13 protein-coding genes and 1 pseudogene are annotated in these 15,278 nt (G+C 72.9%); 7 read left to right on the top strand and 7 right to left on the bottom strand.

All coding sequences use genetic code 11. The annotated features are described in order from the left end of the window. Window positions 1-41: 41 nt before the first annotated feature. Window positions 42-674, top strand: coding sequence for a hypothetical protein (locus ACQPZW_RS07355; RefSeq protein WP_433794072.1), 633 nt, complete (start codon window positions 42-44; stop codon window positions 672-674). Here ACQPZW_RS07355 and ACQPZW_RS07350 read toward each other — a convergent pair whose 3' ends face one another. Both ACQPZW_RS07350 and ACQPZW_RS07345 read right to left on the bottom strand, forming a co-directional pair. After that, complete coding sequence (locus ACQPZW_RS07350; protein ID WP_433794071.1) at window positions 675-3,629, bottom strand: bifunctional [glutamine synthetase] adenylyltransferase/[glutamine synthetase]-adenylyl-L-tyrosine phosphorylase; 2,955 nt, start codon at window positions 3,627-3,629, stop codon at window positions 675-677. Further along, window positions 3,629-4,414 (bottom strand): type 1 glutamine amidotransferase, encoded by a 786-nt coding sequence (locus tag ACQPZW_RS07345; RefSeq protein ID WP_433794070.1) that lies wholly within the window; start codon window positions 4,412-4,414, stop codon window positions 3,629-3,631. Before ACQPZW_RS07345 ends, ACQPZW_RS07350 begins: the two co-directional genes overlap by 1 nt. Window positions 4,415-4,448: 34 nt before the next feature. Here ACQPZW_RS07345 and ACQPZW_RS07340 point away from each other — a divergent pair, with 34 nt between their 5' ends. After that, entirely contained in the window at window positions 4,449-5,372 is a 924-nt protein-coding gene (locus ACQPZW_RS07340) for a quinone oxidoreductase family protein (RefSeq protein WP_433794069.1), read from the top strand. Here ACQPZW_RS07340 and ACQPZW_RS07335 read toward each other — a convergent pair. Beyond that, a complete protein-coding gene (locus tag ACQPZW_RS07335) occupies window positions 5,369-5,812 on the bottom strand; it encodes a GNAT family N-acetyltransferase (RefSeq protein ID WP_433794068.1) in 444 nt (147 codons plus the stop codon). The genes ACQPZW_RS07340 and ACQPZW_RS07335 overlap by 4 nt on opposite strands. Window positions 5,813-5,905: 93 nt before the next feature. Here ACQPZW_RS07335 and ACQPZW_RS07330 point away from each other — a divergent pair, with 93 nt between their 5' ends. Next, window positions 5,906-6,265 (top strand): VOC family protein, encoded by a 360-nt coding sequence (locus ACQPZW_RS07330; RefSeq protein ID WP_433794067.1) that lies wholly within the window; start codon window positions 5,906-5,908, stop codon window positions 6,263-6,265. Between the two features lie 7 nt (window positions 6,266-6,272). Here ACQPZW_RS07330 and ACQPZW_RS07325 read toward each other — a convergent pair whose 3' ends face one another. After that, entirely contained in the window at window positions 6,273-6,965 is a 693-nt protein-coding gene (locus ACQPZW_RS07325) for a helix-turn-helix transcriptional regulator (RefSeq protein ID WP_433794066.1), read from the bottom strand. Window positions 6,966-7,161: 196 nt separating this feature from the next. Next, entirely contained in the window at window positions 7,162-7,587 is a 426-nt protein-coding gene (locus tag ACQPZW_RS07320) for a DUF350 domain-containing protein (RefSeq protein WP_433794065.1), read from the bottom strand. Between the two features lie 165 nt (window positions 7,588-7,752). On the opposite strand from ACQPZW_RS07320, the gene ACQPZW_RS07315 reads away from it, so the two are divergent. After that, on the top strand, window positions 7,753-8,388 hold the full coding sequence (locus tag ACQPZW_RS07315; RefSeq protein WP_433794064.1) for an RNA polymerase sigma factor: 636 nt from the start codon (window positions 7,753-7,755) through the stop codon (window positions 8,386-8,388). Further along, window positions 8,385-9,218, top strand: a complete 834-nt coding sequence (locus ACQPZW_RS07310; RefSeq protein ID WP_433794063.1) for a hypothetical protein — start codon at window positions 8,385-8,387, stop codon at window positions 9,216-9,218. Before ACQPZW_RS07315 ends, ACQPZW_RS07310 begins: the two co-directional genes overlap by 4 nt. A gap of 199 nt (window positions 9,219-9,417) precedes the next feature. On the opposite strand, the gene glnA is transcribed toward ACQPZW_RS07310, so the two are convergent. Continuing rightward, a complete protein-coding gene (gene glnA / locus ACQPZW_RS07305; protein WP_433794062.1) occupies window positions 9,418-10,770 on the bottom strand; it encodes a type I glutamate--ammonia ligase in 1,353 nt (450 codons plus the stop codon). Between the two features lie 113 nt (window positions 10,771-10,883). Between glnA and ACQPZW_RS07300 the strand changes: the two genes are divergently transcribed. Further along, complete coding sequence (locus ACQPZW_RS07300) at window positions 10,884-12,626, top strand: NAD+ synthase (protein WP_433794061.1); 1,743 nt, start codon at window positions 10,884-10,886, stop codon at window positions 12,624-12,626. Between the two features lie 62 nt (window positions 12,627-12,688). Then, window positions 12,689-13,519 carry a 3-methyl-2-oxobutanoate hydroxymethyltransferase gene (panB, locus tag ACQPZW_RS07295; RefSeq protein ID WP_433794060.1) on the top strand — a complete coding sequence of 277 codons (831 nt, stop codon included), beginning with the start codon at window positions 12,689-12,691 and terminating at the stop codon, window positions 13,517-13,519. A gap of 133 nt (window positions 13,520-13,652) precedes the next feature. Here the strand turns inward: panB and ACQPZW_RS07290 are convergent. After that, window positions 13,653-15,147, bottom strand: a pseudogene (locus ACQPZW_RS07290) (RNB domain-containing ribonuclease). Between the last annotated feature and the right edge of the window lie 131 nt (window positions 15,148-15,278).

Here is a 15,278-nt window from a genome sequence, read left to right as displayed (position 1 = left end):
CATCCGTCACCGTCGTTGAGCACGACGGGAGGACGAGCCGGATGTGGACCTGCGTCAACTGCGGTGAGCGCTACAGCGGTGTGCCGGCCGGCTGCCCGGTGTGCCCACCCCACAGCCGGATACTGCCGGCCCTGCCGATCGTCGTCCTCGTCGGCGCCCTCGCGCTGGCGGCGGTGGTCGGCGGTCCGCGGCTGATCGGCGCCGACCGGCCCCGCGGCGAGCAGACGACCCGCCGGAACGCCGCGCCGATCCTGGAGAACGTCCCCGCGAGCCTGGTCACCGTGCACCCTCGGGTCACCGACCCGCGCGCGGCCGCCGTGGTGGTCATGCTCGACACCTACTTCCGCGGCATCAACCAGCGCGACTACGACGCCGTCGCGACGGTCCTCGACCCGGCCGGCGATCTGGACCCCGGCGTGCCCGGCCAGCTCGCGGCGTTCGCCGAGGGCACCTCGACCAGCCGGGACTCCGACATCGTGCTGACCGGGCTGGCCGATGCGGCGCGCGGGCGGCTCCGGGCCGAGGTCAGCTTCCGCAGCGAGCAGAGAGCCGGGCACGGACCGCCGGAACGCCTCCGCGAGACGTGCACGCTGTGGGAGGTCGCCTACCTGCTCACCGTCCACGGCGACGGTTACCGGATGCTGCGGGGCGACGGCGTCAACCAGCCGTGCTGATCAGCTCTCCAGCACCCGCTCCATCGCCGCCCGGGACCGCCGGGTCAGCCGCAGGTACCGGTCCACGAACTCACCCGGGTCGCCGCCGTCCAGCAGGAGCACCACGCCCGCCAGCTCGACCCCGTGCCGGGGCAGCTGATCGGTCGGCCGGCCCCGGACCAGGGTGAGGGCGTTACGCACCTGCGCCGCGAGCGTCCAGCCGGCGGCCATCTCGGCCGCGTCCGACTCGATGATCAGTCCGGCCTCGGCCGCCGCCGCGAGCGCCTCCAGGGTCCGGGTCCGGCACAGCTCGCGGACCGCGTGCGCGTGCCGCAACTGGGTGACCTGCACCGCCCACTCGACGTCGGCCAGCCCGCCGCGGCCCAGCTTGGTGTGCGTGTTCGGGTCGGCCCCGCGGGGCAGCCGCTCGGTCTCCACCCGCGCCTTGATCCGCCGGATCTCGACCACCTGCTCGCGGGCGAGGCCACCGGCCGGATAGCGGACGCCGTCGGCCAGCTCCTCGAACCGGCGCCCCAGGTCGGCGTCGCCGCAGACGAACCGGGCCCGCAGCAGCGCCTGCGCCTCCCACACCTTCGACCAGCGCTCGTAGTACTGCCGGTACGCCTGCAGGCTGCGCACCAGCGAGCCCTGCCGGCCCTCGGGGCGCAGATCGGCGTCGACCCCGAGAGCCGGATCCGGCGCGGGCGCGTTGAGCAGGCGGCGCATCTCCTCGGCGATCGCATGCGCCGCCGCGCTGGCCTCCCCCTCCGGGACCCCGGCCGGCGGCTCGTAGACGAAGAGCACGTCGGCGTCGGACGGGTAGCTCATCTCGTAGCCGCCGAGCCGGCCCATGCCGATGACGGCGAACCGCAGACCCTCCGGGGCGGGCTTGACACGCCGGGCGATCCGCAGAGCCGCGTTCAGCGTCGCGTCGGTCACCGCGGAGAGAGCCGTGCCGACCGCGTCCACACCGAGCGGGCGCTCCGGGGCCAGGTCGCCGCCCTGGCTGAGGATGTCGGCGCAGGCCACCCGGAACAGCTCGCGACGGCGCAGCGCCCGGACCGCGGCGATCGCCTTCACCGGGTCGGTGTGCCGGTCGCCGGCCGCCGCGAACCCGTCCCGCAGCGACTCCCGGGGCCGGGGCTGCAGCTCGGCGTCGTCGGCCAGCAGCCGCAGCGCCTCCGGGTCGCGGGTGAGCAGGTCGGTCGCGTACCGGGAGAGGCTCAGCACCCGGGCCAGCCGGCGGGCCACCGGGCCGGCGTCGCGCAGCAGCCGCAGATACCACGGCGTGCTGCCCAGCTTGTCCGACACCTGGCGATAGTTGAGCAGGCCACGGTCCGGCTCCGGGGCGTCGGCGAAGTCCTGCAGCAGCATCGGCAGCAGGGTCCGCTGGATCGCCGCGGTCCGGGTCACACCACCGGTCAGCGACTCCAGATGACGCAGCGCGCCCGCCGGGTCGGCGAAACCGAGGATCTCCAGGCGCCGGCGGGCCGACTCCGTGGTCATCCGCAGCTCCTCGGCCGGAACCCGGGCGACCGCCTCCAGCAGCGGCCGGTAGAGCAGCTTCACGTGCAGGCGGCGGACGTTGGCGGCGTGGCCCACCCAGTCCGAGCGGAACGACTCGACGGCGTCGCGGCCGGGCAGGGCGGTGTAGCCGAGGGCCGCCGCGAGCCAGCGCAGCCCGGCCGGATCGTCGGGCACGGTGTGCGTACGTTTGAGCTGTTGCAGTTGCAGCCGGTGCTCGACGCCGCGCAGGAAACGGTAACCCCTCAGCAGCGTCTCGCCGTCCTCGCGGCCCACGTAGCCGCCGGCGACCAGGGCGCGCAGCGCCGGGAGCGTCCCACCGCCGCGCAGCGACTCGTCCACCCGGCCGTGCACGAGCTGGAGCAGCTGCACCGCGAACTCGATGTCGCGCAGGCCGCCCGGACCCCGCTTGATCTCGCGGTCCAGCTCCCTCTTCGGCACGTTGTCGATGATCTTGCGGCGCATGTCGCGGACGTCGGCGACCGCCTCGGGTCGCTCGGCGGCGTGCCAGACCAGCGGGGCCAGATCGGCGATCCACTCCTGCGCCAGGGCCAGGTCGCCGGCCGCCGGCCGGGCCTTGAGCAGCGCCTGGAACTCCCAGGTGCGGGCCCAGCGACGGTAGTAGGCCTGGTGGCTGGCGAGCGTGCGAACCAGCGGGCCACGGCTGCCCTCGGGCCGCAGCGCGGCGTCCACCGGCCAGGCCACCTGACCGCAGATCTCGATCAGCCGGGCCGCGATCGTGGTGCCGGCCTGCAGGTCCTCGTCACCGGCGGCCACGAAGATCACGTCGACGTCGGAGACGTAGTTGAGCTCGTTGCCGCCGCACTTGCCCATCGCGACGACCGCGAGGCGCGGCTCCGGCGCCGATGCCGGCAGGCCGGCGACGGCGATCGCGTAGGCGGCGGCCAGGGTCTCGTCGGCAAGCCGGGACAGGGCCTCCATGGTGGGCTCCAGACCGCGGCCCGCCGTCAGGTCGGCGGCGGCGATGCGCAGGAGCGAGATGCGGTACGCCGTCCGCAGCGCCGGCACGGTCAGCTGATCAAAATCGGCCAGCCCTCCGTCGGCTTCCGGGGGTAGACCGCTCTTGCCGGTCGCCAGTGTCCGCCACTGCTCGGGGTTGGCGACCAGGTGATCGCCGAGCGCCGACGACGCCCCGAGCACCGCGATCAGCCGCCGCCGGAGCCCGTGGTCGGCGGCGAGCCCCCCGATCAGCTCCTCCCCGGCCTTCGCCCCACCGCGGTCCGCGGACTCGACGATCCGGTGCAGCTGCCGGAGCGCCAGGTTGGGGTCGGCGGCCCTGGACAGCGCCTCCAGGAGCCCGGCCGCCCGCTCGTCGACCGGGGCCTGCGCCTCGGTGTCCCAGAGCCGCAGACCGCCCGGCCCGAGCAGGTCGGTCGCCCGGGCGCCGTTGTCGGCGAAACCGTACCGGGCGAGGCGGGTGGGCCTGGTCATCACTGCCCCAGCAGTGGCAGGGTCCGGCCGGTCCCGGGGTTCGGTATGTCGGCGTCGGCCAGCGTGCCCAGAGCCAGCGCGGCGAACCGGACGGCGAACGGCTGCCACACCTCCTCCACATCGGCGAGCGCCGCACTGGTGGCGGCCACCACGGCGTCGGCGTCGTAGCCCAGCTCGGCCAGGCCGGCGCTGTCCGACCGCGCCCAGTCGGCGATCATGTCGGCGTCGCACTCGATGTGGAACTGCAGGCCCCACGCGCGGTCGCCGATCCGGAACGCCTGATGCGGGTAGCGGCTGGAGGCGGCCAGCAGCACCGCCCCGGCCGGCAGCTCGGTGATCTCGTCGCGGTGCCACTGCTGCACGTCGGGCAGCAACGGCACCCACTTGAACAGCGGGTCGTCGTCGGCGGCGTCACGCTTGGCGACCAGGCCGGGGCCGATCTCCGGGCCGGCGGTGCTGCGCTCCACCGCACCGCCGTGCGCCCGGGCCAGCAGCTGCCCGCCCAGGCAGACGCCGAGGGTCGGCACCCGGAACCGGACCGCCTTGCGCAGCAGCCCCTCCAGTGCCGGGAACCAGGGCGCGCCGGGCACGCCCGCGGCGTCCGGGAACGCGTTCTGGTCGCCGCCCATCACGATCAGCGCCAGATGGCCGTCCAGACTGTCCGGTAGCTCGTCGCCGGCGTGCGGCCGGAGCACGGTGAGCTCCAGCCCACCCTCGGTCAGCCAGTCCCCGAGCCGCCGGAGATCGTCGCTGGGGTCGTTCTCGATGACTAGTGCGGTGCCCACAGGACGAGGCTAACGCCTGCTGTTTGAATGGGGCATGCTCGCCGCTGTGATCACCGCCTTCGGCGGCCCCGACGTCTTCGCGCTGACCGAGATGCCCGATCCCGCGGGGGACGTCGTCGACGTGACGCTGGCCGGCGTCAACCACGGTGACGTGCACCGGCGGCGCGGCGCCGACGAGAAACCACCCCTGCCCGCGGTGCTCGGCGCCGACGTGGTGGGCCGTCTGCGGTCCGACGGCCGCCGGGTGGCCGCCCTGCTGCCGGCCGGCGGCGGGTACGCGCAGGTGGCCCCGGCCGGGCACGTGGTCGGCGTGCCGGACGGGGTGAGCGACGAGCAGGCGCTCGCCGTGCTGGAGCAGGGGCTGACCGCCTGGCACAGCCTGCACACCCTGGGCCGGGTCGGCGCCGACGACGTCGTGGTGGTCACCGCGGCCGCCGGCGGGGTCGGTCACCTGGCCGTGCAGCTGGCCCGGGCGGCCGGGGCGCGGGTCGTCGCGCTGGCCTCGTCACCGGCGAAACGCGCGTTCCTCACCGAGCTGGGCGCCCACGTCACCGTCGACTCGAACCATCCGAACCTGGGCGCGGCCCTCGGTGAGGCGCCGACGCTGGTGCTGGACGGGGTGGGCGGGCGCACGTTCGAGCAGCTGCACAGGGCGCTCGCCCCGTTCGGGCGGATCGTGGCGTACGGCGGGGCTGCCGACGTGCCCAACACCGTCGCCGTGGACGACCTGATGACCACGTCGACCGGGGTGCTCGGCTTCCGGCTGCAGCAGGTCCTGGACGACGAGGAGCTCTACCGGTCCAGTGCGGCCCGGCTGTTCCACCTGGCCGGCCGGGGGCTGCTGACCGCCCGGATCGGCGGGCGCTACCCGCTCTCCGCGGTCGGCCGGGCACACGCCGACCTGGAGAGCCGGGTCACCTCGGGCAAGCTCGTGATCGACGTGCACCGCCTGACCTAGACGGACGGGCTCCATCTCGCGACGACCTCGTCGTCCTCGATCTCGCCGGTCTCCACGAAACCCATCGACAGGTAGAGCTCACGTGCCGCGGTGTTGGCCGGCTGATAGCTGAGCGCCACGTTCGGGGTGCCCGGCTCGGCGATCAGCCGCTCCCGCAACTGCCGGACCACCTCGCGGCCGACGCCCTGCCGCTGGTGCCTGGCGTCCACCACGAGACCCCCGATCCACCGGCTGCCGTCGTCGTCGACCGCCCAGATCACGAACCCGGCGACCGTGCCGCCGCGCACCACCGCGAGCGGGCTCCAGGTGTCGCCGTAGTGGCACATGCACAGGTAGTACGTGACATCCGCGACGAAACGCCCCTGCTCCGGGTGGACGGTGAGCGCGGCGCAGTCCCGCCAGTTGCCCGCGGTGACCGGTTCGAGGCTGACGTCTTCCATTCGGGTGATCCTGCCAAAGACCCGGAAACACCGACAGGACGGTGTCGGGCCGGGCCCGCAGAGTGAAGGAGTCACGAACGAAGGAGAGAGATCATGTCCGCAGTGAACGGCATCGCCTGGTTCCAGATCGGCACCGACCAGCCGGAGGAGGCCGAGCAGTTCTACGGCGGCCTGTTCGGGTGGACGTTCGACCGCGCCGTGCCCGGATACCGGATCATCACCACCCCGGCCGACGGCGGCATCCAGGGCGGCCTCGCCGACACCGGCGGCCAGGGCCCGAACCACGCCGTCTTCTCGGTGCAGGTCGCCGACACCGACGCCACCTGCCGGGCAGCCGAGGCAGCCGGCGGGAAGGTGCTGGTCAGGCGCACCTCGGCGGCCGGGATCGAGATCGCCCACCTGCTCGACCCGGCGGGCAACCAGTTCCAGGTCTTCCAGCCCCCGGCCGGGTAGGACGGGATCAGGTCAGGCTCAGCGGGCGCAGCCGGTGCGGGATCTCCACACCGGCCTCGCTGAGTGAACGGGGTGGCGCCGTCTCCCGGGTCGGCGTCACCGAGCTGATCCGGTCGGACCGGAAGATCCGCACCCCGTCGCGCAGCCGGCACCAGGCGATCAGATACCACCGCTCGTTGACCCCGACATAACCGAGCGGCTCGATGTCGCGCAGGGTCACCGCGCCGAACCGGTCGGCATAGCCGATCCGCAACACGCAGCCCACCGGCAGCGGGCCGCCGGCCAGGCGCGGCAGGGTCATCGGCGTGGCGTCACCGGCCAGCTGGATCCGCCCGGCCAGGTCGTGGGCGGCGGCCACGTCCTCCGGGCGCATCGCCGCGAGCACCTTGCGCAGCGCGCTCGCCGCGGGCTGCCGGAACGGGGTGCCGGCCATGCTGCGCAGGGCGAGCGCCATGGCGACCGCCTCCTCCGGCGTCAGGTTGACCGGTGGCAGGGTGTGCGCGCGGTCCAGGCAGTAGCCGCCGGAGCGACCGGTCTCGGCCCAGATCGGGGTGCCCGACTGCTGCAGCGCCGCGATGTCGCGCTCGACCGTGCGCACGCTGACCTCGAACCGCTCGGCCAGCCAGCGGGCGCTGCGCGGCCGCGGGGCGACCGCTCGCAGCTCCTCGACGAGCGCATACAGCCGATCGGTTCGATTCACCCCACGACTCGATTCACCCCACGACCATAGATCGGGGGTACGACAGAGCCCGCGCTGTCCGGACCCCGCCGTGCCCGTTCCGCCGGTGCCGGCGGGCGGGGCGACCGCCGGGGGATCCGCCCCGTATCCGCCGTCCCGGCACGGCCACCGCGTTCGGCGACCTCGGCTGCGGCCGGTGAAGGGTGATCAGAAGTGGTCAGGAGATGCAGGCGCAGACGATCAGGGCCGCGCCGAAATGTGAGGCGGCGCTGACCAGTGCGCCGGGATGCCGGTCCTGGGTGCAGATGACCTCGCCGAGCTTGCCCGGGGTCAGCCAGTCGAGCACCAGGAAGGCCAGGCCCATGATGCCGATGCCGATCAGGCCGAAGAGCGCGGTGGACGCCAGCCCCTGACCGAACGACTCGTAGGTGGTGAAGATGGAGGTGAACACGATGGCGGCGATGCCCAGCTGGTTCGACGCCAGCAGCAACGCCGCATTGGGGTTGCGCTCCACCCAGATCAGATCGCGCAGCTTGCCCGGGGTGAGCACGTCGATCAGCACGAACCCGACAGCCATCAACATGATGCCGACGCCGCCGAACACTATGCTGCGCCCGGCGCCCTCAAGCAGATCATCCAGCACGACTTCTCCCTAGTCAGATGTGTTACGCACAAGACCGTATCGGAGCGGATCTACCGAGTCGATCGGACGGCCGACGCCACGGTGACGTTTTTTCATCACCCGGCGCTGTACCAGGGGAGCCCGCATGCGGTGTGCGGGGCCGTCGTGAGGCGCGGAGGTCGTTGGATGGTGGCACCGGAGGGCCTCGACGCCGTCGTGCAGGCGGCCCAGCAGGGCGATGAGGCGGCGTTCCGTCTGCTCTACCGCACCCAGCAGCCGGCTCTGCTGCGCTACCTGCGGGTGCTGGTCGCCGACGACGCCGAGGACGTCGCCTCCGAGGCCTGGCTGCAGATCGCCCGTGACCTGCGGACCTTCTCCGGCGACTGGGACGGGTTCCGGGGCTGGACCGCCACGATCGCCCGGCACCGGGCCATGGACCTGCTGCGTGCTCAGCGGCGCCGCCCGCAGACGAGCGGTCCGGTCGAGTTCCTGACCGAGCTGAGCGCCGGGGACGACACCGCCGACCGGGCCATGGAGCTGGTCACCACCGACGCGGCGCTGGCGCTGATCGCCTCGCTGCCGCAGGAGCAGGCCGAGGCGGTGATGCTGCGGGTGGTGGTCGGGCTGGACGCCACGACCACTGGCAAGATCCTCGGCCGCCGGGCGGGGGCGGTCCGCACCGCCGCCTACCGGGGGCTCAAACAGCTCGCCGCCCGGTTCCCCCCACAGGCGCCCCAGCAGCCTCCGGAACAGCGGCGGACGGCCGCCTGGAACAACCCGGTGACGACTTCGGCGGCCGCGGCGCTGAAGGAGATGAGATGACCAGCCCCGAGGAGTGGAGCGAGATGGACCGGGAGACCGCGGACCGCCTGCTGCGCGGCGACCGGGCCGGGCACCCGCTCGACCGGGTGCTGGCCGCCGCGACGGCGCCCGCGACGGCACGGGAGCTGGCCGGCGAGGCCGACGTGATGGCGGCGTTCCGTGCCGCCGGGCTCTCCCCGGCGCCGCGCCGGCGATCCTCGCTGCTCCGGTCGGCGGTGGCCCGGCTGCTCACCCTCAAGGTCGCGGTGGTCGCCCTCGGCACCTCGGCGACGATCGGGGGCGTGGCCCTGGCCGCCAACCCGGGCGCCCTGCCGGGACCGCCCGGCGACGACCCGCCCGTCGTCTCCACCGCGGCGAGCCGGACGGCGCCGGAGACGCCGGGACAGGCCGTGTCCACGGTGCCGCAGCCCGCCGCGACCCCCACGATCCACCGGGACCGGGTGGCCGAGCTCTGCCAGGAGTTCACCCTCCACGACCGGGACACCCGCACCCGTGCCCTCAACGACGGCCGCTTCGGCGAGCTGGTGCGACGGGCCGGCGACAAGGACCGCGAGCGGGTCGAGCAGTTCTGCGGCGCCAGGCCCCGCAACAGCCCGGGCGGCAGCACGTACAGCCCTCGCCCCGGCTACCCCGACCGGCCGGACTACCCGGATCAACCGGGCGGCTACGGCGACGAGGGCGACGAAGGCCAGTGGTCGGACGACGGCGGCGGCCAGCGCCCGGACGGCGACGGCGACCAGTGGTCGGACGGCGACGGCGGCCAGTGGTTGCCGAAACCACGGCCGAGCGCGAGCGCGAGCCCGAGCAGCAGCTCGAGGCCGCGCAGATGAAGCCGGCACCCGGCGGACCGGATCTGGGGAACGGGCGGTCCGCCGGGTGCCTTTAGCGGTCGGTTGCCGGCACCGGGTCGCCCCCACTCGACGCCGGCAATCGCACCAGCCAGGCGGTGACGGCTCGGACACCGTCGCCGCCTGGCGCCTCAACGGAAAAGGGCCTCTCCCACGGGAGAGGCCCTTTTCCATACGGCTGTCAGAGAGCCCCGAGGTAGCGCTGGCGCTCGTAGGGCGTGACCTCGCGGCGGAACTGCTCCCACTCCTGGCGCTTGTTGCGCAGGAAGAAGTCGAAGACGTGCTCGCCCAGGATCTCGGCGATCAGCTCGGAGCCGGCCATCACGTCGATCGCCTCGGACAGGTTCTCCGGGAGCGCCTCGTAGCCGGCGGCCTTGCGCTCGGCCGGGGACAGCGACCACACGTCGTCCTCGGCGCCGGGCGGCAACTCATACCCCTCTTCGATGCCCTTGAGGCCGGCGCCGAGCATCACCGCGAAGGCGAGGTACGGGTTGGCTGCCGAGTCGATCGAGCGCACCTCGACGCGAGCCGAGTTGGGCTTGCCGAACGCCGGGACGCGGACCAGCGCCGACCGGTTGAGGTGGCCCCAGCTGACGAACGCCGGGGACTCGGTGATCCGGTCCGGAAGCTGCAGCGGGAAGAGCCTCTTGTACGAGTTGACCCACTGGTTGGTGACCGCCGTGTACTCCCGGGCGTGCACCAGCAGACCGGCGATGAACGACCGTGCCGTCTTCGACAGCTTCTGCGGGTCCTCGCTGTCGTAGAAGACGTTGCGCTCGCCCTCGAAGAGCGACAGGTGGGTGTGCATGCCCGAGCCGGGCTGATCCGTGTACGGCTTGGGCATGAAGGTGGCCTTGACGCCCTGGGAGAGCGCCACCTCCTTGACCACGTGCCGGAACGTCATGATGTTGTCGGCCGTGGTGAGGGCGTCGGCGTAGCGCAGGTCGATCTCCTGCTGGCCGGGCGCGACCTCGTGGTGGCTGAACTCGACGGAGATGCCGATCCGCTCCAGCGCGAGCACGGCCTGGCGGCGGAAGTCACGGGCCACCGCGTGGGTGGTGTGGTCGAAGTAGCCGCCGGTGTCGACCGGGACCGGCACGGACCCGTCGTTGGCCCCGTCCTGGATCAGGAAGAACTCGACCTCGGGATGGGTGTAGAAGGTGAAGCCCTTCTCGGCGGCCTTGGCCAGGGCGCGGCGCAGCACGTGGCGCGGGTCGGCCCAGGCGGCGCTGCCGTCGGGGAGCAGGATGTCGCAGAACATCCGGGCGCTCTCACCGGAGACGCCGCCCTCGAACGGGAAGACCTGGAACGTGGTGGGGTCGGGCATGGCGACCATGTCGGACTCGTAGACCCGGGCGAAGCCCTCGATCGCGGAGCCGTCGATGCCGATGCCCTCCTCGAAGGCGGACTCCAGCTCGGCCGGGGCGACGGACACGCTCTTGAGCGTGCCGAGCACGTCGGTGAACCAGAGCCGGACAAAACGGATGTCGCGCTCCTCGAGCGTGCGAAGCACGAACTCCTGCTGTCGGTCCACTGCCACCCCTCGTTCGAAAGGTCTACCTATCGAGCCGAGACTACGCTGGCCATCGTCTGTGACGTCGGCCCGGGTCGGGATCCAAAGGCCCGGCTTGAGGGAAGAATAAGAGCATGCCCACGTTGCGCATCGCTCTCGCTCAGGTGAACTCGACAGTCGGTGACATCCGCGGCAACGCGGCGTCGGTCCGGCACTGGTCCCGGGAGGCGGCGGACGCCGGCGCGCACCTGGTCGCGTTCCCCGAGATGATGCTGACCGGCTATCCGATCGAGGATCTGGTCTTCCGCAACTCGTTCGTCGAGGCCTCGCGGCAGGCGCTGCGGGACCTGGCGGCCGGCCTGGCCGCCGACGGTCTGGGCGAGCTGGCCGTCGTGGTGGGCTACGTCGACGCCGACGGGCCTCCGGCGATCAGCTCCGACGCGGTCCCGGGCAGCGGCCGGCGCGACGCGTCCGCGCTGCTGCACCGCGGCGAGGTGGTGGCCACCTACTACAAGCACCACCTGCCCAACTACGGCGTCTTCGACGAGGACCGCTACTTCGAGGCCGGCGACACGCTCTCCGTGGTCCGGCTCGGCGGCGTGGACGTGGCGCTGACCGTCTGCGAGGACATCTGGCAGGCCGGCGGGCCGTTCACCGCGGCGCGGCGGGCCGGGGTGGGCCTGGTCGTCAACATCAACGCCTCGCCGTACGAGCTGAACAAGGACGACGTGCGGCTCGCCCTGGTCCAGCGGCGGGCCGTGGAGGCGGGTGCCGCGGTGGCGTTCGTGAACATGGTCGGCGGGCAGGACGAGCTGGTCTTCGACGGCGACTCGATGATCGTCTCGGCGTCCGGCGAGCTGCTGGCCCGCACCGGCCAGTTCGGTGAGGCGCTGCTCGTACACGATCTCGATCTGCCGCCGGCGACGGAGCAGCCGCCGGCCGCCGAGAACGGTGACGGCATGCGGATCTCCCGTACCCCCGTCGATATTGATCTCGCAGCCTTGACCGGGCGGGCCGACGGCGGCATCGCCGACCGGATCGCGGACGAGGCGGAGATCTGGTCCGCCCTGGTCCTGGGCCTGCGCGACTATGTCAACAAGAACCGTTTCCGCTCGGTGATCTTCGGCCTGTCCGGTGGCATCGACTCGGCCGTGGTCGCCGCGATCGCCGTCGACGCCCTCGGCCCGGAGCGCGTCGTCGGCGTCTCGCTGCCCAGCGGCTTCTCCTCCGGCCACTCCAAGGACGACGCCGCCGACCTGGCCAAGCGCACCGGCCTCGACTACCGCACCGAGCCGATCCAGGCGATGGTCGACGCGTTCCTGGCCAACATGTCGCTGTCCGGCCTCGCCGTGGAGAATCTGCAGGCCCGGGTCCGCGGGGTGATCCTGATGGCGCTCTCCAACCAGGAGGGGCACCTGGTCCTGACCACCGGCAACAAGAGCGAGCTGGCGGTCGGCTACTCGACCCTCTACGGCGACTCGGTCGGCGGGTTCAATCCGCTCAAGGACGTGCCGAAGACGATGGTGTGGCAGCTCGCGCGGTGGCGCAACACACAGCCCGGCACGCCCCCGATCCCGGAGAGCTCGATCACCAAGGCGCCCAGCGCCGAGCTGCGGCCCGACCAGAAGGACTCCGACTCGCTGCCCGACTACGAGATCCTCGACCCGATCATCAAGGGCTACGTCGACCAGGACCTGGGCCGCGACGAGCTGGTGGCGGCCGGCAACGACCCGGCCCTGGTGGACCGGACGCTGCGCATGATCGACCTGGCCGAGTACAAGAGGCGTCAGTCGGCCCCCGGCACCAAGATCTCCGGCAAGGCTTTCGGCCGTGATCGTCGCCTCCCCATTACCAACCTGTTTCGCGAAGGCGTGTAGAGGTGTAACGATGTGCGGACCCGGGGACCGCACTCGCGCGGCCTCGAGGGAGGAGAAGCACCATGTCCGAGATCCCCACCCTGTACGGTGGCCCGCCGACCCGCCGGGTCCGCACCCGTGACCTGCTCAACGCCAAGGTCCGCGGCGACCGCTGGCCGATGCTCACGTCCTACGACATGTACACCGCGCAGATCTTCGACCAGTCCGGCGTGCCGGTGCTGCTGGTCGGCGACTCGGCCGCCAACAACGTCTACGGCTACGAGACGACCGTCCCGGTCACCGTCGACGAGCTGTTGCCGCTGGTCCGCGCGGTCGTCCGGGCCACCAAGACGGCGCTGATCGTCGGTGACCTGCCGTTCGGCAGCTACGAGGAGGGCCCCACCCAGGCGCTGCGCACCGCCGTCCGGTTCATGAAGGAGGGCGGCTGCCACGCGGTCAAACTCGAGGGCGGCCGCCGGATGGCCCCGCAGATCGAGGCGATCACCGGCGCCGGCATCCCGGTGATGGCACACATCGGCTTCACCCCGCAGCGCGAGCACGCCATCGGCGGCTACCGCGTCCAGGGCCGGGAGAACGAGGGCGCCGAGGTCATCTCGGACGCCCGGGCGGTCGCCGACGCGGGCGCCTTCGCCGTGGTCCTCGAGATGGTCCCCGGCGAGGTCTCCAAGCAGATCACCAAGGAGCTGCCGATCCCGACGGTCGGCATCGGCGCGGGCCCCGACACCGACGCGCAGGTGCTGGTCTGGCAGGACATGGCCGGGCTGCGCACCGGCAAGGCGCCGCGCTTCGTGAAGCGTTACGCCGACCTCTCCGGCGCGCTCACCGAGGCGACGCGACAATTCGCGGAAGAGGTCCGCAGCGGCGAGTTCCCCGCCGCGGAACACACCTTCTGACCCCTTTTCCGGTACGGGGTCCGTTGCCCTCAACCGCAGCGGACCCCGTCCCGCCCTGCCCCCACCGTCGCGCGCGGCCACGACCCTCGCCACAGCACCCACGACAGGTCGGCCGACGCCGTCACCGGCGATCTCACGCCCGCTCGAACCGGACCGTCCGGCTCGCCGGATCCGCCGCCGTCAAACGCACCGGGACCCGCTCCCCCAGCGGCAGATCCCCGGCACACTTGGCCCGCACAGCCGGCTCGTCCAGGGCGATCGTCCCCCGGCCGGGCGCTTGCCGTTCGCGTCCTCACGGTCCAGCACCGCCGCCTCGAACACCTCCCCGACCCGCCCCTGCAGCAGCACCGCCTCCGCCAGGTCGACGGCGCCACGGTCGGCCGCACCCGCCAACCGGTCCGTCGACGACATCGCCTTCGGCAGCCGGGGCAGCGCGTCCAGCACCCACCCGGGAACGGCCCGTCCCTCGTGCATCGACAGGCAGACCTCCGTCGCGTACCGATCCGCGAGCCTTCTCAGCGGCGCCGTGACGTGCGCATACGGCGCCCCGACCCCACCGTGCCCCGCATCCGCCGGCACCTCGAGAACGCCGCCCCCACTCCCCGGCCCGGCCGCCGCCTCCCGGGTCGCGCCGCCGCGGTCGCTCTCGGGGGCGCGGGCACGCCGAACGCGGTGTAGGCCGCGCCGCGCAGCAGTTCGGCGGCCTGGTCGAGGAATGCCGCCCCGCGCGGGTTCGCCGGGTCGACGGCCGCGACGACCGCCCCGACCGGTGCGCCGTCCGGCCACCGGATGCCCAGCGGCCCGGCAGCCGCCCGCAGCTTCTCGACCGCCTCCGGCTTCGGCCGCGGCATGGTCCGCAGCAACCCGATCCCGCCGTCCAGCATGATCCGCGCCGCCGCCATGCCGGTGAGCAGCGAGATCTGCGCGTTGTGCTCCTCGATCGGCAGTGGCGCCCGCAGCACCAGCCGCCAGCCGCTGCTGTCCCGTTCGACCTCCTGCGACGGCAGCGGAAGGTTGACCGCGCCACGGTCCGAGGCCCGCCTCGCGAGCAGCCCGCCGATCTCCGGCAGCAGCGTCAGCATCTCCGGCGCCGTCCCCGAGTCGATCTGCTGCTGCACCCCCGCGTAGTCCAGTTTCGCCCGGCTGCGCACCCGGGCCCGCTCCACACCGACGGCCACGGTCTCCCCGTCCCCGTCGAGCTCGATCGTCCACACGACGGCGGCCCGGTCCCCGCCCGGCAGCAGACTCACGGCATCCTCACTGAGCACCGGCGGATGCAGCGGAACCCGCCCGTCCGGCAGATACACCGTCTGCCCCCGGCGCCAGCTCTCCGCCTCCAGCACTCCACCGGGCCGCACATAGGACGCGACGTCGGCGATCGCGTAGTGCACCCGATACCCGCCGCCGGCGCGCCGGCTCAGGTGCATCGCCTGATCGAGATCCCGCGACGACGCCGGATCGATGGTCACGAACTCGATCCCGGTCCGGTCCGTCCCCGGCATCGCCGTAGCCCGCGCGGCCTCCCCGGCCTCGGCAAGCACCGCCTCCGGAAACTCGTCCGGCAATCCCAGCTCCCGCCGCAGCCCCGAGAAGTCAATCTGAGGCGCCACCACCCGTTTGATCGGCACGGTCCATTCCTACCAGCCGGGTCCACCGCGAACGCGACACCACCCACCCCACCGGTGCCATGTTCCCGTGTCGGGCCGTTCCACCACACAGAGCCGGAAGCGCGCTGCCGGGTGTCTCCACCAACGGCAAC

The organism is Actinoplanes sp. CA-252034 (genome assembly GCF_050956125.1).
GTDB lineage: Bacteria > Actinomycetota > Actinomycetes > Mycobacteriales > Micromonosporaceae > Actinoplanes.
Note: the sequence above shows the minus strand (reverse complement) of the source record. Positions and strands in the feature narration are given on the sequence as shown.